Genomic DNA, 21,201 nt, shown 5'->3' with positions numbered 1-21,201 from the left:
AGCAGGGGGCGTAAACGGATCGTCCAAAGGGCGTAGCAGGCTTAGAAAGTTGCAGTTAAATGTGACAGGGGTCCCATTTCGTGGGCGCTGTTGTCAGTTATCAAGGAGCCCGAGTTGCCGCGCCCGGGCCAGCGCTTCGGTTCTTCGGCCCACGCCCAGCTTGCCGTAAAGGTTACGGATGTGGGCCTTGACGGTGGCCGGAGCCACACTCATCCGGGAAGCAATCTCCTTGTTGGCGTGGCCCTGGTGAATCAGTGCAAGCACTTCCAGCTCACGCTGGCTGAGGGGCTCTGGAAGGGTTTCCGGTGTTTTGGCTGAGCGTTCCGGCGACCTGACGGTTTCAGTCGCCCGGGTTGCCGCGGCCGTTCCAGCCATCTCTTCCTGCTTCAGAAGCATGGTCCGCACGCCGCTGTTCCAGCTACCCGGTGCGTTCAGCGCGGGTAAAGACAGCAGGAGCGAACGGAGGTGCGGGCTTTCTTCTGCCAGCAACCGCATAAATCCGGCGTCGGCGGCCCGGCTGATTGCCCGGGTGAGCATTTGTCGGGACTCTTCTGTGCGGCCCTGAAGTGCCAGGGCCTCGCCATAAACCAGCAGGATCTCCACCAGATGACGGTTGTGGGCGTTACGCTCGGCCGGCTGAAGGAGTGCGCTGAGAATTTCCTGGGCCCGTTCAGGTTGATCCAGGGCCACCATTACCCGCGCCTCACTGATCCGGTTCTGTTCCCGGTTCAGGGGATTGGTGAACTCGGCATCCACTCTTGAATCGAGACAGCCCCGGGCTTTGTCCGGGAAACCGGCGGCCAGGTAGCACCGAGCCAGCAGGGCGGTACTGGCCGGTGGTTCGAAAAGAATCTGTTCCCGGCGTTTCCGGGCGGTTTGGGCGGCGTCCTCCAGCGCCTCGATGGCCTCCTGGAGTTTGCCCTCGCTGAAGGCAAGGTGGCCGCGGACGTACTGGATGACCACGTGCTGCCCGGCTTCCGTGCCCCGTTCCACGTGTTCAAGCAATGGTTGAAGGTGGGTGGCCGCAAGCTGGGGATGGTCCCGCTCCCGGTGAATTTCGCACAAGGTGCTGTTCTGCCAGCAGGAAATCAGCCTGGGCTGGCTGGGGTCCGCATAGTGCCGGTCCACCCACTGACGGATATCGGTGCAGGTATCCAGGGCCAGGTCAATATCGCTACGGTTGTACTGAATCCATGCCAGCAATCCGCCGCTGGAGAGAACGGTGCTCGGCTTTTGTTCCACCTGACCGTAGCGGACGGCGGACTGCAGGGCGTCTTCGGCTTCGGTGAGCTCGCCCTTGCCATAGTAGTCCAGGCCCAGACCGTAATAGGTCACCGATTTCAGGGGGATGCGGGTATGATCGATTTCTTTCAGAACCTGCCGTGTGAGATCGGTGGCGCTTTTGTCATCGCTGCGGGTCCGGGCCAGGTATGAGCGCATCAGTGAGATCTCGCTCTGGAGCCCGAGCGCGCCTTCGGCATCAGGATGGGAATCCGCCACGTGCCGGTCGAGAAGATCTTCCAGAGAGCTCAGCAAGGGCGCCAGGGTGTCCACACGGTTGGCGAAGAACAGCCCCCAGATTCGCAGCATCTGAAGTTGTGGGTTGTCGGTGACCAGATCCTGGGGCAGGGCGTCTAGCCAGTTCAGAACCGGTAAATGATATCCGCCATGAATCAGGTTATTGCCATGCTCGGCCAGTACCCGGGCCAGCCAGTGCCAGTCTGCGTGACGGACGATCTGGGCAATGCCTTCCTGAACATGGCCGTGGGCCAGCAACCAGTCTACGGTTCTCTGCCACAATTGCGCTGCCTTCTCGGGTTGGCTGTGACGAATACGAAGGAGCAGGGCATCCCGGAACAGATCGTGATAACGAAACCACTCATTCCGGGTGTCGAGGGGGATCAGGAAAAGGTTCTGGCTGAGCAACTTCTCCAGGATTTCCTGGCTGTCGCCGGAGCTGCGGATCGAATCGCATAATGAGGCGCACAGGCGCGGACAGCAGGCGGTTTCCAGCAGAAAATCCGCCAGTTCCGCCGGCTGTTGGTCTAATACCTCGCTCAATACATAGTCACTGATATGGCGCTCGTCCAGATCAATCTGCTTCGTTCCCGCCGGGTTTCCTTTGCCGGACAGTGCCGACAGCTGCATGGCGGCAACCCAGCCTTCTGTTTTCCGGCAAATTGCCCGGACGTCTTCCTCGGAAATGTCCAGGCCCATGGTGCCCTGAAAAAATTGCCGGCATTCTTCTTCTGAAAACGCCAGGAGTCCGGGATGTAGGTCCTGGGTCCAGCGGCGCACCCGCCACCGTGCCAGAGGCAGCGGCGGTTCGGTCCGGGAAGCAAGGGTTACGGCGACGCCCGGAGGCAGGTAATCGACAAAATAGGCGAATTGCCGGTGTATGGCAGGTTCGTGAATGAAATGAAAATCGTCCAGTACCAGGGTCCAGGGGCTGCCATCCCGTGCCAGGGTGTTGATTAGCCCTGTAATCGCTTCGGTGAAGGCCTCGTCGGTGCCGTGGGCCAGTTGTTTGCGCAGCTCACCGGCACCGGTCAGGCCGGCGTGTTCGAAGGCGCCGGTAACATACTGCCAGAAGCGCCTCGGCTCATCATCGTGCTCGTCCAGGGAAAGCCATGCGGCCGGTGATGACGACCGCGAGCACCATTGAGCCACCAGGGTGGTTTTTCCGAACCCTGCCGGTGCAATCACCAGATTCAGGCGTCTCGGGCCATCGGGCTCAAGGAGCGCACTCAACCGCTCGCGTTTTACCGCGCGGGAATCAGAGGTGGGCCTGAGGAATTTGGTGGTCAGCAGCATGGTTTCCCTGAAAGGTGGAGCGTATCGATTAGGGATTGTGTCCTTTGTCGTGACCAAGTCAAGGGCCATGGACGCACTGGATCACTCGTAATCAGTCTTAATCACTATTAATCACTATTAATCAGTCTTAATCGCTCTTGTTCACGACCGGGTTTTATCAGGGGCTGCGGAAATGCAATTTTGGTCTAAACTGTGTGAAGAGAATTGCCTATATTAAAAAAGAATGAAAGCCTGTATTTTTATGCGTATTCTTCTTCAGGGTCCTTCGATCTCCAGGGAGCAACAGACTCAATGAAACTACAACAGTTGCGCTACATCTGGGAAGTTGCGCATCACGACCTGAATGTGTCCGCAACCGCTCAAAGCCTCTTTACCTCCCAGCCGGGTATCTCCAAGCAGGTCCGTCTGCTGGAGGATGAACTGGGCCTGGAGGTATTCGCCCGCAGCGGTAAGCACCTGACCCGTATTACCCCGGGCGGCGAGATTATCATCCGGGAGGCGGGAGAGATTCTCCGGCGGGTGGAGGGCATCAAGAAGATTGCCCAGGAATTCAGTAACCAGCGCAAGGGGGACCTGAGTATTGCCACCACCCACACCCAGGCCCGTTACGCGCTGCCGCCGGTGATCAGCGGTTTCATTGAGGCGTATCCGGACGTTTCCCTGCATATGCATCAGGGAACGCCCATGCAGATCTCGGAAATGGCCGCTAACGGCGCTGTTGACTTTGCGATTGCGACAGAGGGCATGGAGTTGTTTAACGACCTGATCATGATGCCCTGCTACCGGTGGAATCGCAGTGTGATCGTGCCCAGGGATCACCCGCTTGCGACGTTGCCGGAACTGACACTGGCCGAGCTGGCGGAATACCCGTTGGTCACCTACGTATTCGGTTTTACCGGTCGTTCAAAACTTGACGAAGCGTTCCAGTCCCAGGGGCTGACACCCAAGGTCGTGTTCACGGCGGCGGATGCGGACGTTATCAAGACGTATGTGCGGCTCGGCCTCGGTGTCGGGATCATCGCCAGTATGGCATTCGACCCGAAAACCGATACCGATCTGGTTGCTTTGGACGCCCGGAAACTTTTCCGCCCCAGCGTGACGCGCATCGGGTTCCGAAAAGGCACTTTCCTACGGGGCTATATGTACGACTTCATCCAGCGCTTTGCACCACATCTTGCCAAAGAGAAGGTGGACGAAGCGGTCGCTCACCAGGGAAGTCGATCAGAAATTGAGGAGTTGTTCAGGGAAATCGAGCTACCCACTTATTAACCGGTGAGCGCGGGTAGCTCGCCGCCCGGTCAGTCCCGGGCGATCAGATTATCCGCATGAAGGCCACACTCTTTCTGGGTGGCTTCTTCCCACCACCAGCGACCTTCCCGCTCATGTTGTCCCGGCAGGACAGGGCGGGTGCACGGCTGGCAGCCAATGCTGACGAACCCTTTTTCATGCAGCTCGTTATAGGGCGCCTCGGACATCCGGATGTAGTCCCAGACTTCTTTTGAAGTCCAGTTCGCCAGCGGATTGAACTTCACCAGGGTTTTCTCATCGGTTGAGAACGCAGTATCTTCCTGAACGACCGGCACGTCGTTGCGGGTATCCGGGCTCTGGTCCTTGCGCTGGCCGGTTATCCAGGCATCAACCGTGGCCAGCTTGCGGCGCAGCGGATTGACCTTGCGGATACCGCAACATTCCCCGTGGCCATCTTCGTAAAAGCTGAACAGGCCCTTCTTGTTGACCATGTCCTGAACTTCCTCCGCGTCCGGAAACAGAACCTCGATCTCTATGCCATAGTGTTTACGAACGCGTTCCACAAACTCGTAGGTTTCCGGATGCAGGCGCCCGGTATCCAGGGTGAATACCCGCAGATTGTCGGTGAGCTTGTGGGCCATCTCGATCAGTACCACATCTTCCGCACCGCTGAAGGAGATCGCGATGTTGTCGTACTGTTTCAGGGCGGCCTTGAGAATCGAACGGGGGCTCTGGCCTTCGAGCTCCTCCCGCAAGGTTTGAATATCGGTCATGCCGGAATCACCTAATCTAAATGTGTGAAAAGGCTACCATCAAATGCCTCATACCCTGAAGGAATGACAATCTATATGGTTATTCCGCCGTTTATCAGGATGGACTTACACTTCCACGATGCATTCCCGCCCGGTTTTTCTTATCATACGCTCCGTATCCCGGCCGGTGAATTTGCCGCTGCTGCCCCTACCAATCAATCAGGAGACCGTTGTGGAACTCGCATGCCTTGACCTTGAAGGAGTATTGATCCCGGAAATCTGGATCGCGTTCGCCGAAAAAACCGGCATTGATGAGCTCAAGGCCACCACCCGCGACATTCCGGATTACGATGTCCTGATGAAGCAGCGCCTGAAACTGCTGGACCAGCATGGCTACGGCTTGCCCCAGATTCAGGAAGTGATCGGTGAGCTGGACCCACTTCCCGGTGCCCGGGAATTCCTGGACTGGCTGCGGGAGCGTTTTCAGGTGGTGATTCTGTCGGACACCTTCTACGAATTCGCCATGCCGCTGATGAAGAAGCTGGGCTACCCGGCATTGCTGTGCCACAAACTTGAAGTGGCGGATAATGGCCGGATCGCCAACTACCTTCTGCGCCAGCGCGATCCCAAGCGTCAGTCTGTAAGGGCCTTCCAGCTGCTGAACTACCGCGTCATCGCCGCGGGTGATTCCTACAACGACACCACCATGCTGGGCCAGGCCGAGGCCGGCATTCTGTTCCACGCGCCCCGGAATGTCATTGATGAGTTTCCGCAGTTCCCGGCGGTGCACAACTTCGATGATTTGAGGCAGGAATTCCTTAAGGCCAGCGCCATTCACAGCGCCTGAGTCGACGGCTGAAAAGGGGTCAGAAGAAAGCCTTCTTCTGACCCCATGTTCACACAACGCCTGATCAGAATTCGGGGTCAGATGAAAATGGGGTCAGATGAAATTTTCATCTGACCCCATTTTCATCTGACCCCATTTTCACTACTCGATAACCAACGTTTCCAGAAACCGCATCAAAGGCCCGACCTTCGCCAGGGTCTCCTGATACTCGGCCTCCGGATCGGAATCCGCCACGATACCGCCACCGCCCCAGCAACGAATGGTGCCCTTGCCGTCGCACAGCATGGTGCGTATGGCGATGTTGCTGTCCAGGGTGCCATCCAGTCCGCGATAGAAAATCGAGCCACAGTAGGGGCCGCGCCAGTGGGGTTCCAGTTCCCGGATGATTTCCATGGCCCGGATTTTGGGCGCGCCGGTGATGGACCCGCCCGGGAAGGCATCGAACAGGGCCTTCATGGGGGTTATGCCGTCCGCCAGCTCCGCCCGGATGTGGCTGACCAGGTGGTGGACGTTCCGGTAGGACTCAAGGGCAAACAGCTTGCCGACTTTCACGCTGCCGGTTCTGGCGTTCAGGCTGAGATCATTGCGCAGCAGATCGACGATCATCAGGTTTTCGGCCCTATCCTTTTCCGAGGTCTGAAGTTCGGCGGCGAGAGATGCATCCTCATTGGTCGTTTTCCCGCGGGGGCGAGTGCCTTTGATGGGGCTTGTCCTGACCGTACGGCCCTTAATTTCAAGGAATCGTTCTGGTGAGATCGAAAGCACGGAGTGCTCTCCGGCACGGACGAACGCGCTATAGGGCGTGGGGTTGGCGTTTGCCAATGCCTGAAAAGCGCACCAGGGGTCACCAGTGAACTTTCCGACAAATTCCTGCGACAGGTTGGCCTGATAGCAGTCGCCGGCGCGGATGTAATCCCGGATGGCCTGAACGCTTGCCTTGAAGGCTTCGGGCGCTTGCCTGGGTTTGAAAGGTTCCGTGACCTTCCAGGAGCACGGTTGGCTTTCCGTATGAAACGAAAGCGAAAGCCATCCGTTGATCTGAGTGACCAGGCTACCGGGACAGTTCGGGTGTATCCAGAGGCAATAGTCCCCGGTTTTCCGGTTATGGCTGGCCAGCCACAGGTAAAGCCCTGCGGCGAGCAACGGCACGGGGGGCGTGGGGCAGATGGGAGCAAGTCGCGGCTCCCGGATATAACCCAGTTCGTAACTCAGAAAGCCAATCCACCCACCGGCGAGGCAGTCAAGGCCAACCGAATACCCCGCATACCTGGCCGCTTCCGTTTCCATTTCTTCGGCCAGCCGTGCGATCCTGTCACTGTCCGTATCGCCCGGATACAGAACCCGGCTTTGGACCGCACTGCACGAAAACCCACTCCAGGTACCACGCCCCGGGCCTTCACCCACGGTGCCGACATGGACAAAATCATCCTTCCCCGAAGCCTCCCGAAGCAGGCGCCTGAATTCATCCCGAGAAAGCTGGCGGGTCGTGGCCGGGCTCAAGGTACCTCCGAAGAATTTTGAAAAAATGATAAACAGGGCACAAAACGGGCGTTGTCGAAATCGTCGGGCCACTGATCTAATGAAAATGGAATTAAAGGGTAGCCGGCAGGCTTGTTGCTATTTTACAGCACTAACGTCCGCGCTTCCTTACCAGACAACGGAATATAAGGACAACAACGATTATGGGGCACGTGAAACCGTTTTTTCTATCCACTCTGCTGATCCTGGCAGCCGTTTCGCCGGCTGTTGCAGCGCCAACTGGCGCCGATGAAGATATACCAGATCGCAATGCTCTAGCTGACGGCAAGTTAACCTCGGATGAGATCAAGAAATACGCCGCGCTCGCTGCGAAGCATATCCAGGAGTTGACTGCCGTTGCCCGTGAGGAGGTAGGGAGTGAGCTTGAGCAGAGTGGTGTGGTCATTCCCGCCGCCTGGATGATGATGAACGATGGCGAGGTTAAACGGGTTCGGCTGGGCGAGAGTGGGGAGAAAGCTGCCGCAACCATGAAGGTACTGATGTTCAGGGCGGCTTTAAAGTCCCTGGCCCGGCACGGAAAGATTCTCGCAACCGCAATAGTCTATGCAGGCACCGTGGAAGAAGGTGAGAATACCCGGGTTCTTGCTATCGAGCATGAGCATCGTCTGGGGCTCTCGGGACTGCAGATCGTGCCATATCGTTTTGATGCCGGCGAACTTAGTTTTGGTAGGCCCAGCACCCAGAAAAAGCCATACGAGCTTTTCTATGACGGCCGGGAAGCTGAGAGTGAAGGGTAGGAGCAGGCGCAAGGAAAAACGTGACGCAAATCCGCTTTGTAACGGTTTGTTTCAGTGTCGTTGAGAATTGTGAGTGCAATCACGGATTCGGACTGTAAAACAATCTTAAATGGATTCGTGGGATCGCGGATCCTGCTTCAAAAAATACAGACTCACACAAGAATAATGATGAGTTTATAAGGAGATAAAGATGAAAGGCCTGAAGAAAATTGCACTTGCTACAGCCGTAGCCGCCGCTCCGTTCGCCGCACAGGCAGAACTGACGGCATTGAATGACTCCATGATGGGTAACGTCACCGGTCAGGCTGGTGTGACCATCGAGCTGGAAACCCAGGTAAGCATCGGTCAGTTCAGGTACACCGATACTGATTCAGGTGCTACCGGCGAGATTGGTGGCGGTTCCTTCACCGTCAACGACATTGAGCTCGGCGGTGCTGGTCTGATCACCGGTGCGAACCCTATCTTTGATATCGACGGTGATGGAACTCCTGACATCGCAGCAACCGAGCTTCTGGACGATTTGGCCATCAACATTGACCTGGCTTCCGACGGTGATGCTGTCATTTCGGTTAAGACGATCAGTGGTCTGCCGATTGACTGGGGCTTCACTGCTTCCTCGATGAACCTGGAAGGTACTGCCGGTGAGAGCACTACCCTGATCTCCGGAATGAAGGCCTGGGGTATGGTAGCCAAGCTGGATATCCGGGTCGATACTGAAGATGCCGCAACGACTCTCGGCGGAACCGGTGACGGTTCTCTGAACATCGACACCGCCTTCACCGTGAACAACATGGAATTTGACGTTCCGTTCCTGGCGGTGGGTGTGCGTGGCCTGTCGGTGACCGGTGCCGGTGATAACTTCGATTACAACGGTGATGGAGTTCTTGAGACACCTGAAGTTGAGCTTGGCCTGGATCCGACCGATCCGGCTCAAGCCAAGGCGCTTAAAGTGGCTACCAGTTTTGCAAACGTCAACATGGACGTATACAAAGGAAATGGCCTGGGTGCATCGGCTAAGACCGACGTGCTGCGGGTTGATGTCAACGACGTAATCATGGATGTGAACGTCGCGGGTGTTCTTGTCGGTGGAACCAGCGTCGGTTCTTTCACTATGGACAACCTGCATATTCAGAACACCAAGCTGGCTATCTACGGTCACTAATCTGACCTGAGACCAACGTTGGTGAAGTGACGCCCCGCTCTGCGGGGCGTTTTTAGTGGTTCTCTGAAAACGTCAGGCCAATAAAAACGGCAGCCAGTCAATGGCTGCCGTTTTGTTTCAGGATCAGCGGAACCGGGCGTTACTGATCCGGCACCGCAATGGAAAGATCAAACCCACCACCCGGCCTTGGCGTCAGCGTAATCGGCCCTTCGTTGATCGCCTGGGGGATCCGGATCTGGTCAATGCCCGGCGGATTGCCGATGCTGAAATTCAGATTCTGGCCGTCAAAGCCGATCCCCAGTTGATCGTTAAGAAAGGTCTGGGTAAAGGGCTCTTCCGGAATCTGGGCCTGCTGTCCGAAGATCAGCGGCGGGATCGTCGGGGTGAACTCCGCCGGGGGCTGCGCCCGGGCAAGCTCTTCCTGAGGCAGGAGCAGGGCGCGCCGCAGGAACTCTTCCTCTGCATTTTCCAGCGCATCGGTCTTGCCCTCATCAATATAGCGTTGCAGGGCTTCCCGGTAGGCTTCTTCTTCAGCTTCGGTCAGAACCGGTTGGCCGGGGGAGATGGTCAGGGAGCGCAGGATGCGTTGCCGGTCGGCTTCGGTTTTCTGGCGGTGTTTGGGGACAACAATGACCGCGGAATCCTTGACATAGGTTTCCACCATTTCGTCGGAGGTCATGGTCTGAACGCCACCAAAGGCGGGTAAGGCAACAACCAGGCCGCTAATGGCGGTGGTGAGCAGGTGTTGGCGTTTCATAATCTGGCCTCTTGCGGTTTAAAAAGCACGCTCCCTGAGCCGAGTATTCGGTTTGTAGGACAGGAATTCAAGCCGGAATATCCGGATTGTGATCAGAATCTTTGATTTTTCGGTACTGTTATCAATAACGGCAAAATCATGGTCGAATACCGTGAACTTTTTTGGCATTACTTTTTTGGCATTACTTTTTCGGCATTACATGGCCTCAGCGACACTATGAAAAATCTGTTCAGAAACCGCTGGCAGCGCTGGATCAACCGACGGATTCCGCGGTCTGATCTTCAGTCCTTCAGCCAGAAAAATATCTTCATTCTGCCAACCGGCGCCGGCGTGGTTTTCGGTTTGTTGCTATTCATCATGCTGTTAACCGGCATCAATTATCAGAACAGCCTGATTTATCTGAGCACGTTCCTCCTGGGTGCCGTTTTTGTCGGCGCCATGCACCAGACCCATCGAAATCTCTCTGGCCTTGAACTGACCCTGGTTCAGCCAGGGGAAGGCTTTGCCGGCGATGATATTCCCTTCCGGTTCCGGCTCAGGGCGGGCCGGGATGATGCCATTGCCATCCTGCTTTCCTGTGGGGAATCGGGCCATGCCCTGGTGCATGTCCATTGCGGGCAGGCGCAGGATGTCAGCCTGCCAGTTCATTCCGCTCACCGGGGATACCTGCGCCCGGACAGGATCCGTATAGAAACCCGGTTTCCGTTTGGCTTGCTGAAGGCCTGGTCCTGGATCCGGCCGGTGTCCGCCGGTGTTGTCTTCCCCAGGCCGGTGCCCGCGCCGGAGGCGTTCAGCATGGTTGAGGATGGCGAGGAGTCCGCCCAGGCGCGATCCGTTGATGGTAACGACCATGCCGATATCCGGCCCTGGCGGGAGGGGGATCTGAGCCAGCGGGTTTTGTGGAAGCGGTTTGCAAGAACCGGGCAGATGGTTGTCGCAGACTGGGAGGGCGAGCAGGGAAGTCCGCACTGGCTGGATTTCAATGCCTATCCGGGTGCGGATCATGAGTTGCGGCTAAGCTATCTGGCCTTTCTGGTCAATGAGCGCGGCAAAAGCGGGGCCCGGTTTGGTCTGAATCTTCCGGGGCAGATTATTGAACCGGATTCCGGGCCTGCGCATGCGGCCCGGTGCCTCAGGGTGCTGGCAACCTGGGGTGAAGAACGGCCCAGGGACGCAATGTCTGAACCCCATGGCACCCGGAAACGGTCTTCACGGACATCGTCGCGGGTTATCACGGAGGGTCGGGTTTGAGCCTTCTGGATCGTCTGAGCGGAAACGACGCGGACAAGGTACCGGCAACCAGCCTGCCATCGAGAGCCCTGCTGTGGCTGATAGGCAGTTTTGCGCTGCTGTTAACACCCCAGTGGGACCGGCTTCCCCTGTGGCTCATCGCGGCCTGCGCTGTACTCGCCAGCTGGCGATGGCTGGCCCGGTATGGCCGGGTCAGATTGCCGGGCCGCTGGCTCAGAACCGGGATAATGCTGGTGCTGACTGGCGTCTATGTGGCTACGGTACAAGGGCGCTTTACGGTAGACACGGCTGCATCCTTCTTTGTGCTTGCTGTAGGCCTGAAATGGCTGGAAACCCGGTCAGTGCGCGATTTCTACGTGTTGTTTTTTATTCTCGTTTACCTTGCTACGGTCAACTTCCTGTTTCATCAGGAGATTCTCTGGGCTCTGGTGAATTTTACCGGCATTGCGCTGCTTCTCGTGGGGTTGCAGGTACTTAACGCACCGGAACTGCCAGGGGGGATGAAATCCGGATGGCGGAGGCTGGGGGCCTTGTTCCTGAAGACTCTGCCTGTTGTGGTTCTGCTGTTCGTGTTCTTCCCGCGCATGTCGCCGCTGTGGAGCGTTCCCCTGGTTTCGGGTGAGGCCCGGACCGGTATCGGCGACACCATGCGACCAGGCGATATTTCCAGTCTGGCGCAGAGCAGCGAACGGGCGTTCCGGGTGACCTTCGGTGGCGAGATTCCGCCGTATCGTGATCGCTACTGGCGTGGCCTTATCCTGGATTACCTGGACGGCGAAACCTGGAGGCAGGGGCAAGCCGGAGACTTCCGTGCGCTTGGTCGGGTCGCTGTCGATGGTGGCGTTGGCCCGCTCAAACCCGAAGAATACGACGTATTGCTGGAACCCACCGACCAGCGCTGGGCGTTTGCCCTGGAAAATTCCCGGGCCGTGTCCGACAACGTGGTTGAGGAATCGGCCGACCTGTTCCGGTTTCGTCGGCCCGCTGACAGCCCGGTTCGTTACCGGTTGGCCCTGGAAGAGAAAGCCGGCTCAGGTGAGCAGATCGAAAGGCCTGAACTTCGCCGGTATCTCCAACTGCCCGGGGAAGGCAACCCAAGGGCCCGTGAGCTGGCCGGGGAGCTCCGTCGAAGCATGGGCGACGAGCAGATCATCCGTTCACTGATGGAGCGGTTTCGGGAGCAGGCTTATTTTTACACATTGAGGCCGCCTGCCATGCCGGACAACGGCATTGATACCCTGCTGTTCGACAAAAAGCGGGGCTTCTGTGCCCATTACGCGGGCGCGACAACCTTTGTATTGCGGGCCGCAGGCATACCGGCCCGCGTGGTGGTTGGTTATCAGGGCGGTGAGCCCGGTGCCGGGAGGGATTACCTGATCGTACGCCAATACGATGCCCATGCCTGGGTTGAAGCCTATCTGGATGGCCGGGGCTGGGTACGGATCGACCCCACCGCGGCAATTGCACCCGAGCGCATCGAATCCGGCCTGAGAGAAGCGGTTGCGCAAGAAGGGTCGTTTCTCGAAAACGATTGGGCCTCGCCCCAGCGGTACGCAAACGTTGCTTTGGTTCAGTGGGCGAGCCTGCAACTGGACCGCATCAACTATCAGTGGCAACGTTGGGTCGTCGGTTATCAGGGCCAGAGCCAGATGGACTTGATGTCCCGGTTGCCGGGCGGCTTTGGTATGCGGGAGCTGGGGTACCTGACGGCGGGCATTGTCGGGGCCGGATTACTGATCGCGGGCCTGATATCAGCGTTGCAGATGCGCCGTGGGGAAAAGCGGAACGCCTTCCGGCGGGTTGTGGATACCTGGCACCGGCTGTGCGCGAGCGCCGGCGTGCCGGTTCGCCATGGCGAGACGCCGTCTGTGCTGGCCACGAGACTGGCAAAGGCGGAACCCGCGGCGGCGGATTCCGCCAGGCTTTTTGCCCGGATGGTCAACAGCCATTACTATAGCGCAGGCACAGAGGATGAGGGGGGCGAGCAACTGAAACGAATGCGCCGGCTGCTCGCCACCATGAAGCGACAATTACGCAGATCCAATTCCCGGACAGGAAGGCGCCGTGACTGATATTGCCCAAGACATGCCCTGGCTCAAGCGTGCCTGGCGAACGGTACAGAGCCGGGTGGCCGGGGACAGGCTCCCCCACGCTCTGATTCTCGCCGGGGAGCGGGGTGTCGGCAAGCGCGCCTGGGCAGAGGCCGTGGCCGGGTTGCTGCTTTGTGACAAGCCGCTGAACAGGGATTCAGGCCAGCCGATTGCCTGTGGTCACTGCAAGCAGTGCGAGCTTTTCGCGGCATCCAGCCACCCGGATGTCCGTGTCTATGGGCCAGAGAAATCCCGCATGGTCAAGGTGGATCAGATCAGGGCGCTCTCGTCCTTTGCAGTCGCGTCGCCCCAGGTGGCGCATCACAAGGTGGCCATCATTGATCGTGCGGATCAACTGAATATCAACGCGGCGAACGCATTACTCAAGACGCTGGAAGAGCCGTTACCCGACGTCACCCTGATCCTTTTGCAGGAGACCGGCCGCCCGGTCATTCCCACAATTCGCTCCCGCTGCCAGATACTGACCATTCCGGTGCCCGGTAACGAGGATGCGAACCACTGGCTGACCAGCCGGGTTCAGGAACTTGCCGAAGACGCGAGGCCATCTGCCGATGTGCTGGCCAGGGCCCTTATGCTGTCCGGTAACGCGCCCAGACTGGCTTTTGACTATGCAACCGGGGACTTCATTGGTCTGCGGGATGCGGCCCTGGAGCGGTTCAAGGAATTCATGAAGTCACGAATTGCCGTGGGGGAGGCCGCCAAGGCGTTCAAGGCCCTGGGGCTGGAAGATACGCTCTGGCTGTTCGAAACCTGGGCGGCGGATCTGGCCCGGCTTATCGCCGGGGGCACACCACAGGACACCGATGCGGCCGATATGCTCGGATTCCTGGCAAAAACGAATCCGCCCTGGCGAGCTCACGAATTGCTGGATATGGTAAAAGAATCGAGAGCCGCCGGTGTTTACAATGTCAGTCCGGAACTGGAAGCCAGCCGACTGCTGATAGCCTGGCAGAAGCTGATGCCTGTCAAGCGCCCGGCCCGGCGGGACTAGGATTGCGCCTTCAGGCCCAACAGCTGCTATGATTCCGGAATGAAAGGGATTTTTGTATCCCGCCAAATGTTAAAAACGATCTTACACAAAGGTGTCAGTTATGGGGCCCGGATTCGGTGCGCGCAGTGGCATTCTCACCCTGACGATAAAAGACAAGGCCGTATTGTACGCGGCCTATATGCCATACATTCGCCAGGGCGGTCTGTTTATCCCGACCCAGAAACAGTACCAGTTGGGGGATGAGGTGTTCCTGCTGCTGAACCTGATGGACGAGCCTGAGAAAATTCCCGTGGCCGGCAAGGTTATCTGGATTACACCGAAGGGTGCCCAGGGCAACCGCGCTGCGGGAATCGGGGTTCAGTTCAACGGTGATGATGAAACCGCACGCACCAAAATCGAATCCTACCTGGCAGGCTCACTGAGTTCCGATCGGCCAACACACACCATGTGAAGGCGGAGCCTGCATGAACGATATTGCTATACCTCCGGGAGCTGTTGATGGTCTGGCGGGAGGTGACGTGAATGGGGAAAGTGCGCGGGGCTTCCGTGAATCCGAGTGGAAACTCCGGCATATAGCGCTTGCCGGGCTTAGCTGGCAGGCGGATGAAGGTGTTCACGAAAACACCCCGGTACTGATGCTGCATGGTTGGCTTGATAACAGTCTTACCTTTGTAAAGCTGGCTCCGGAACTGACAGGCCTTGGTCCTGTCTACGCACTGGATATGGCCGGTCATGGTCATTCCGGTCACCGGCCGGAGGGGCAGGGCTACCTTTTAATGGATTACGTGGCAGACCTCGCTGAACTTGTGGAGCGCTATTTTCAGGAAACCTCTGACGGGCGAATCAATCTGGTTGGCCATTCCCTGGGGGGCATTGTCGGTGCCCTCTACGCCGCCGCCTTTCCTGAACGGGTACGCAACCTGGTGATGATTGACAGCCTCGGTGCGATCAGCCGACCGGTTAGCGACACAATTCCCCAGCTGAGAAAGGCCATCAAGAAGCGTATTGCGGGGTCCGGCCGGCAAGTGCTGTACCCGGATATTGAAACCGCGGCCAAAGCGAGGGAGGGCGGACTGAGCCCGCTGAGTCCGGAAGCCGCATTGACGCTCATACCCAGGAACATGAAGCCGGAGGAAAACGGGTTCGTGTGGCGGACTGACCCGCGTCTCCGGCACCCGTCACCGCTGATGATGACCGAAGAGCAGGTGATGGCGTCCCTGGGTGCCCTGGAAAGCCGGGCGCTCTTTGTCAGAGCCGATCAGGGGCTTCTGTCGTACAGAAACGATCTGGATGAACGCGCCAGCGCCATCCCGAATCTTCAGGTATCGAACGTGCCGGGTGGACACCACTGCCATCTTGATGGGGAAACCGGTTACGTTGTAGATGCCGTCAGACAATTTCTGGAAAATGAGTAATCGCTTGCTGAAACTACTGTTCATCCGTTTTCTTACAGCCACTTTTTGTGCGCTGGCCCTGCCAGGTCTTGTTATGGCTGCGACCGGAGATAGTCCCGCAGCCTTCCCGCAGTCAACCCTGGAAACCACGGTTAACATCGAATCTTCAAGCCACCTGGTTCTTTTCAGTGCGGTACGGGAAGTGAATAATGAAATCCGGTCCGATAGTTTGGCAAGGCTCCCCGTAAGCGGGGAGGGGCGTCTTTACCAGATTGCCCGCGATTCAAGCCGGGAACGGGCGCGGGCCCATTATCTGCGGCTGCTGGGCCAGAGAAACGCCGAGATTCTGTTTGATTGCTCCGGCGTCCGTTGTGGCAGAAGTAACGTCTGGGCGAACCAGATATTCAATCAAGCGGTTCTGTATGGAGCCGATGCTACCCAGGACTATCTGGTAGCGGGCACTGCCTCTGAAGATGGAACCCGGTGGCTGACACTGGTTTACACCGTCACCCGGGGCAACTTGCGGGAGTACGTTTGGGTTGAGCATCTGCGCGTGGCGCCCGGTGCTTCCATTCCCGGGTTCGGGAATCTGGCCAGGCGGGTTGAAGGGCCGGTTATCGTCCCGTGGCAAGGTGGAGTAACCTACCGTTTTAACTGGCAGGCAGGAGACCGGCAGCGTGTAACCGATCTGGCCCGGGATGAGGGCACCATCGTTGCGCTGGTGAGCTATTCTGTATTGGAAGCCGATGAATCCTTCAGTGATGCCATGGAGCGCGCACGCAGGGCGGCGGAATCGCTTTCGGAGGTTCTCTCAAAGACCGGTGTTTCCCGCGACCAACAGGAAATCATCGTGGCAGGTCCTGCCGTGGTATTCAGCGAACCGGACCGACAGGGTAACCGGGTAGAAGTGGTCATGATCTCGAGGTAAACACAATGGGCAACGCAAAGGACGACGATCAGGGCGGCAAAGGCCCGCCCTCGGAGGACGCGCCCCGGGATAATGTCTCCAGGCTTTTACAAAGTTCAGATGTGTCGGCTACCGATGCGCCGGCAAATCCGGATACGGTAGAACGCAGGCGCAAGCCCCGGACGACGGTTGCCCTCACTTTGGGGAGCGGCGGGGCGAGAGGCTACGCTCACATCGGCGCCATTGAAATTCTGGCAGAGCGTGGTTACGAGATTGTTGCCATTTCCGGCTGCTCCATGGGGGCACTGATTGGTGGTATGTATGCAGCGGGAAAGATGCAGGATTACAAGGACTGGGTAACCGGGCTCGGTCAGTTCGATGTGCTGAAACTGCTTGACGTAACCTTTAATTCTGCCGGAGCCATCCGGGGCGAAAAAATCTTTTCGGTTGTGCGGGAAATGTTGGGGGAAACCCGAATCGAGGATCTGCCCATTGCCTTTACCGCCGTGGCAACGGATTTGCTCGCCCACAAGGAAATCTGGTTCCAGGAGGGCCCGCTGGAACAGGCTATCCGCGCCTCCGTGGCGATCCCGAGCGTGGTTACGCCCCTGGTGCTCAATGGTCGGGTTCTGGTGGATGGGGCCCTGCTCAACCCGTTGCCGATTATCCCGACAATTTCCTCCCATGCCGATATCATTGTGGCGGTCAACCTCAGTGGTGAGGATGACCGGAGTCGCCGAATCCCCGATGCGGCCTTTTCCGGGGCGGAAAACGAAAGCGCAGACATGGACGAGTGGATGGATACGATCCGGGAGAAAGCCTCCCGCTGGTTTGACTGGGATGCGCTGAAATCGCTGGCGGCGCGCAAACAAGACCACGACGACAGCCCGGAGGATAAAATCACCCGGGAGATTCGTAAGAAAGAGCACCAAAAGCAGGTTGAAAGGAAGACGACTGACAGGAAAAGCCACGAAGACCACGAAACCGTTGACTGGGACAAGCTGGGGATTGGCAGGTTCGATGTGATGAATCTGACCATAGAGACCATGCAGAATGCCTTGGTGCAATACAAGATTGCTGGTTATCCGCCAGACCTGTTGGTGAATGTCCCTAAAAATGCCTGCAGGACTTACGATTACCATAAAGCCCCGGAGTTGATTCAGCTAGGCAGGGAGCGTATGGCGGCGGCTCTGGACCGGTTCGAGGAAAGCCGCAACAGTTCCGGCCCGCTCGCGGTTTAAGGCAATCCTTGCCGGCTCTGTCCGCAAGGCTGCAGTCAGATCGATAAACAGCGTATAATCCGGCGCTGACACGCTCTCGCACAGGATTTACGTTTGTGACCAGCCCTATCGATGATCTCCACAGCGTTCGGGATTACCTCCGCTACGCCTCCTCAGAGTTTGCCGCCTCGCCCCTGTTTTTCGGCCATGGCACCGACAATGTCTGGGACGAGGCGGTTCAACTGGTTATGCGCAGCCTGCATCTGCCGTTGGAAAACAACACCCTGTTCCTGGATGCCCGGCTTACCCGGCAAGAGCGGGAGTTGATTCTGGAGCGGATTCGGCGGCGTGTGGATGAGCGCGTTCCTCTGGCTTACCTTTTAGGCGAAGCCTGGTTTATGGGGATGCCGTTTCACGTCGATGAGCGGGTGCTGGTGCCCCGTTCACCGATTGGTGAACTGATTGGGAACGGCTTTCAGCCCTGGTTGGGTGGCAAATCGGTTGAGCGCATTCTTGATCTTTGCACCGGTAGCGGCTGTATTGGTATTGGTGCGGCGTCTGTTTTCACCGAGGCGGAGGTGGACCTTTCCGATATTTCCGCCGATGCTCTGGCGGTGGCTGAATCGAACATCGGGCTTCACGGAGTCCGGGACCGGGTTCGCACCGTACAATCGGATGTCTTTGAAAACATCGACGGGCGCTATGATGTCATTGTAAGCAATCCGCCCTATGTGGACGCTGGAGACCTCGCCAGCATGCCGGACGAATACCGCCATGAACCAGAGCTGGGTCTGGCCGCCGGGCAGGACGGGCTGGATATTGCGCACCGGATTATCGCCGGCGCTGCGAATCATCTTACGCCGGGAGGTCTTCTGATTGTCGAGGTTGGCAACAGCTGGGTGGCCCTGGACGAAGCCTGTCCGGATCTGCCGTTTACCTGGCTGGATTTCGAGAACGGCGGTGATGGGGTGTTTGTAATTAACGAGCAGGACCTGCGCCAGTGGCAGACTTCCAGTTAACCTTATTTCTTATAAAATCCTAGTAAGATACTGAATTATGTCTGGAAATACTTTTGGAAAGCTGTTTGCGGTCACTTCATTCGGCGAAAGCCACGGGGCTGCTCTGGGCTGCATTATTGACGGCTGTCCTCCGGGGCTTGAGCTCTCCGAAGCCGATATGCAGCGCGATCTGGATCGCCGCAAGCCGGGCACATCCCGTCACACGACCCAGCGCCGGGAAGCGGATGAGGTAAAAATTCTCTCCGGGGTTTTCGAAGGCAAAACCACCGGCACGCCCATCGGATTGTTGATTGAAAATACCGACCAGCGTTCGAAGGATTACTCGAAAATTGCCGGGCAGTTCCGCCCCGCCCATGCCGATTACACCTATATGCACAAGTACGGTGTCCGGGACTACCGGGGCGGTGGCCGCTCCTCGGCCCGGGAAACCGCGATGCGGGTGGCTGCCGGTGCGGTGGCGCGCAAGTATCTCGAGCAGCGACTGGGTATCCGTATTCGCGGTTACCTGTCTCAGTTGGGGCCGATCAGGGCCGAAAAACTGGACTGGGATCAGGTGCACCAGAACCCGTTCTTCTGCCCGGATCCGGACAAGGTTGCCGAGATGGAAGCCTACATGGACGCCCTCCGCAAGGAAGGCGATTCCATTGGCGCCCGGATTAATGTGGTCGCCGAGGGTGTGCCTCCGGGCCTGGGTGAGCCGATCTTTGATCGCCTGGATGCGGACCTGGCCCATGCCCTGATGAGCATCAATGCGGTGAAGGGTGTGGAGATTGGTGCCGGCTTTGACTGCATCGCGCAGAAGGGCACCGAACATCGGGATGAGATGACCCCTGAGGGGTTCCTTTCCAACAACGCCGGTGGTGTGCTGGGTGGTATTTCTTCCGGTCAGCCGATTGTGGCGAGTATTGCCCTGAAGCCCACATCGAGTCTGCGTTTGCCGGGCCGGAGCATTGATGTGCACGGCAATCCGGTTGAGGTGATTACGACCGGCCGGCACGATCCCTGTGTCGGGATTCGGGCGACGCCGATTGCCGAGGCGATGATGGCCATTGTTCTGATGGATCATTATTTGCGACATCGGGGGCAGAATGGGGATGTTTCGGTCGCTACGCCCGTTATTGGCCAGCTCTAGGATCTAACTGATGGTGTAGCGAATCCGGGGGGTGTGGGCCGTTCAAAAAACGCCCGTAAATACGTCCCTGTAGGGCTTGGTCGCGCCATCCATGGCGCTCCACATTTTTGAACGGCCCACACCCCCGGCTCCGCCCTGGCTTTTCGATAGTCTGGAAGAGGTTTTGCCATTTACTTTCGACTTTCCAATCTATATTTCTGGTTTTTTGCCCTTTTAGGCGGACTCCTGCCTTATTGGTCCCTCTACCTGGAGGGCCAGGGGTTTTCCTACCTTCAGATTGCCACCTTGATGGCGACGATTCAGCTGACCAAGATTGTTGCACCCAGTGTCTGGGGCTGGCTCGGGGACAGGACTGGCCAGCGGGTGCGCCTGGTGCGGTTCGGGGCGATTACCGGTTCGTTGTTTTTTTGCCGGGGTGTTCCTGGAGCCAGGGTTCTACGGGCTGCTTCTGGTGATGCTGGCGTTCACCTTTTTCTGGAACGCGATTCTGCCCCTGTATGAGGTGATCACGCTTCGCACCCTGGGCAAGAACCGGGAGAAGTACGGCAAGGTCCGCCTCTGGGGTTCGGTCGGGTTTATCGGGGCGGTGGCGCTGGTGGGTGGTTTGCTGGAGCTGGTTCCGATCCAGAACCTGCCCTGGTTGTTGTTGCCGGTGTTCGCCGGGATTGCGGTGTCTGCTTTTCTGGTGCCGTCCGAGCAGGGGGAGCGGAAACCGCCGGCACCGAAGGGCAGTCTGAAAGCGATTGTCAGCCACCCGGCGGTGGTGACGTTTTTCCTGATGAACTTTCTGCTCCAGGTGTCCCACGGTGCCTATTACACCTTCTTCAGCATTCACCTGGCGCAATATGGGTACGGTAAGCTCTCGATCGGGCTGCTGTGGTCTCTGGGCGTTTTTGCGGAAATTGCGCTGTTTCTGGTTATGCACCGGCTGACCCGGAACTTTACCGTTCGGCAGATTGCTATCGGCGCACTCACACTGACTATGATTCGCTGGATCCTGATAGCCGAGATGACGGATGTTCTGGCGATTCTCCTGTTTGCGCAGTTGCTGCATGCGGCGTCTTACGGGGCGCTTCACGCCATTTCGGTTCAGTACATCCAGGGTTTCTTCGGGCAGCACCATCACGGCCAGGGGCAGGCGTTGTATAGCGGGCTGACGTTTGGTGCCGGTGGCGCGCTGGGCGCCTGGTTGTCAGGCTTTCTGGTGGATGGTTTCAGTACCTCAGCGGCGTTCTGGGGCGGTGCGGCTGCCATGGCCATTGCAATCGTGATTACCTGGCGGGGCCTTCGGCCACCGCCGGTTCATGGCGAGGTCTGAAA

The 21,201-nt window shown here is 58.0% G+C and carries 19 protein-coding genes; 15 read left to right on the top strand and 4 right to left on the bottom strand.

Annotated features, from left to right (window positions below; genetic code table 11):
• Positions 1 to 93: 93 nt before the first annotated feature.
• Entirely contained in the window at positions 94 to 2,814 is a 2,721-nt protein-coding gene (locus NLK58_RS03290; protein ID WP_341582025.1) for a LuxR C-terminal-related transcriptional regulator, read from the bottom strand.
• A 291-nt stretch (positions 2,815 to 3,105) separates the two neighbouring features.
• On the opposite strand from NLK58_RS03290, the gene cysB reads away from it, so the two are divergent.
• Positions 3,106 to 4,083: an HTH-type transcriptional regulator CysB gene (cysB, locus tag NLK58_RS03285; RefSeq protein ID WP_117617251.1), complete on the top strand. Its 978-nt coding sequence runs from the start codon at positions 3,106 to 3,108 to the stop codon at positions 4,081 to 4,083.
• Between the two features lie 29 nt (positions 4,084 to 4,112).
• On the opposite strand, the gene NLK58_RS03280 is transcribed toward cysB, so the two are convergent.
• Positions 4,113 to 4,835, bottom strand: coding sequence for a phosphoadenylyl-sulfate reductase (locus tag NLK58_RS03280; protein ID WP_117617250.1), 723 nt, complete (start codon positions 4,833 to 4,835; stop codon positions 4,113 to 4,115).
• Between the two features lie 211 nt (positions 4,836 to 5,046).
• Between NLK58_RS03280 and thrH the strand changes: the two genes are divergently transcribed.
• Positions 5,047 to 5,661, top strand: coding sequence for a bifunctional phosphoserine phosphatase/homoserine phosphotransferase ThrH (gene thrH / locus NLK58_RS03275; protein WP_117620250.1), 615 nt, complete (start codon positions 5,047 to 5,049; stop codon positions 5,659 to 5,661).
• A gap of 141 nt (positions 5,662 to 5,802) precedes the next feature.
• Here thrH and pabB read toward each other — a convergent pair whose 3' ends face one another.
• Positions 5,803 to 7,161, bottom strand: a complete 1,359-nt coding sequence (pabB, locus tag NLK58_RS03270) for an aminodeoxychorismate synthase component I (RefSeq protein WP_117617249.1) — start codon at positions 7,159 to 7,161, stop codon at positions 5,803 to 5,805.
• Between the two features lie 182 nt (positions 7,162 to 7,343).
• Between pabB and NLK58_RS03265 the strand changes: the two genes are divergently transcribed.
• Together NLK58_RS03265 and NLK58_RS03260 are read left to right on the top strand one after the other, a co-directional pair.
• Complete coding sequence (locus NLK58_RS03265) at positions 7,344 to 7,937, top strand: hypothetical protein (RefSeq protein WP_341582024.1); 594 nt, start codon at positions 7,344 to 7,346, stop codon at positions 7,935 to 7,937.
• A 190-nt stretch (positions 7,938 to 8,127) separates the two neighbouring features.
• A complete protein-coding gene (locus NLK58_RS03260; protein ID WP_341582023.1) occupies positions 8,128 to 9,099 on the top strand; it encodes a DUF6160 family protein in 972 nt (323 codons plus the stop codon).
• Positions 9,100 to 9,238: 139 nt separating this feature from the next.
• Here NLK58_RS03260 and NLK58_RS03255 read toward each other — a convergent pair whose 3' ends face one another.
• Positions 9,239 to 9,856, bottom strand: a complete 618-nt coding sequence (locus NLK58_RS03255; RefSeq protein WP_117617246.1) for a hypothetical protein — start codon at positions 9,854 to 9,856, stop codon at positions 9,239 to 9,241.
• A 216-nt stretch (positions 9,857 to 10,072) separates the two neighbouring features.
• Here NLK58_RS03255 and NLK58_RS03250 point away from each other — a divergent pair, with 216 nt between their 5' ends.
• From NLK58_RS03250 to NLK58_RS03200, 11 genes are all read left to right on the top strand, one after another.
• Entirely contained in the window at positions 10,073 to 11,107 is a 1,035-nt protein-coding gene (locus NLK58_RS03250) for a DUF58 domain-containing protein (protein ID WP_341582022.1), read from the top strand.
• Entirely contained in the window at positions 11,104 to 13,179 is a 2,076-nt protein-coding gene (locus tag NLK58_RS03245) for a DUF3488 and DUF4129 domain-containing transglutaminase family protein (protein ID WP_376788063.1), read from the top strand. Before NLK58_RS03250 ends, NLK58_RS03245 begins: the two co-directional genes overlap by 4 nt.
• On the top strand, positions 13,172 to 14,209 hold the full coding sequence (locus tag NLK58_RS03240; protein ID WP_117617244.1) for a DNA polymerase III subunit delta': 1,038 nt from the start codon (positions 13,172 to 13,174) through the stop codon (positions 14,207 to 14,209). The genes NLK58_RS03245 and NLK58_RS03240 overlap by 8 nt, the downstream gene beginning before the upstream one ends.
• 100 nt (positions 14,210 to 14,309) lie before the next feature.
• Positions 14,310 to 14,660: a PilZ domain-containing protein gene (locus tag NLK58_RS03235; RefSeq protein ID WP_008171779.1), complete on the top strand. Its 351-nt coding sequence runs from the start codon at positions 14,310 to 14,312 to the stop codon at positions 14,658 to 14,660.
• A gap of 13 nt (positions 14,661 to 14,673) precedes the next feature.
• Positions 14,674 to 15,624 carry an alpha/beta fold hydrolase gene (locus NLK58_RS03230; protein ID WP_117617243.1) on the top strand — a complete coding sequence of 317 codons (951 nt, stop codon included), beginning with the start codon at positions 14,674 to 14,676 and terminating at the stop codon, positions 15,622 to 15,624.
• Positions 15,625 to 15,697: 73 nt separating this feature from the next.
• Positions 15,698 to 16,531, top strand: a complete 834-nt coding sequence (locus tag NLK58_RS03225) for a DUF4892 domain-containing protein (protein ID WP_227539418.1) — start codon at positions 15,698 to 15,700, stop codon at positions 16,529 to 16,531.
• Positions 16,532 to 16,536: 5 nt separating this feature from the next.
• Positions 16,537 to 17,751 (top strand): patatin-like phospholipase family protein, encoded by a 1,215-nt coding sequence (locus NLK58_RS03220; protein WP_117617241.1) that lies wholly within the window; start codon positions 16,537 to 16,539, stop codon positions 17,749 to 17,751.
• 95 nt (positions 17,752 to 17,846) lie between these two features.
• Positions 17,847 to 18,749: a 50S ribosomal protein L3 N(5)-glutamine methyltransferase gene (gene prmB / locus NLK58_RS03215; RefSeq protein ID WP_117617240.1), complete on the top strand. Its 903-nt coding sequence runs from the start codon at positions 17,847 to 17,849 to the stop codon at positions 18,747 to 18,749.
• A gap of 37 nt (positions 18,750 to 18,786) precedes the next feature.
• Positions 18,787 to 19,881, top strand: a complete 1,095-nt coding sequence (gene aroC, locus NLK58_RS03210) for a chorismate synthase (protein ID WP_117617239.1) — start codon at positions 18,787 to 18,789, stop codon at positions 19,879 to 19,881.
• Positions 19,882 to 20,049: 168 nt separating this feature from the next.
• The gene (locus tag NLK58_RS03205) at positions 20,050 to 20,382 is read left to right on the top strand and encodes an MFS transporter (protein ID WP_341582761.1); all 333 of its coding nucleotides are present in this window, start codon (positions 20,050 to 20,052) and stop codon (positions 20,380 to 20,382) included.
• The gene (locus NLK58_RS03200; protein ID WP_341582760.1) at positions 20,336 to 21,199 is read left to right on the top strand and encodes an MFS transporter; all 864 of its coding nucleotides are present in this window, start codon (positions 20,336 to 20,338) and stop codon (positions 21,197 to 21,199) included. The genes NLK58_RS03205 and NLK58_RS03200 overlap by 47 nt, the downstream gene beginning before the upstream one ends.
• The last annotated feature ends 2 nt before the right edge of the window (positions 21,200 to 21,201 follow it).

The sequence above is a fragment of the Marinobacter metalliresistant genome, from assembly GCF_038098645.1.
GTDB lineage: Bacteria > Pseudomonadota > Gammaproteobacteria > Pseudomonadales > Oleiphilaceae > Marinobacter > Marinobacter metalliresistant.
This window is presented reverse-complemented; position numbering and strand designations above follow the sequence as displayed.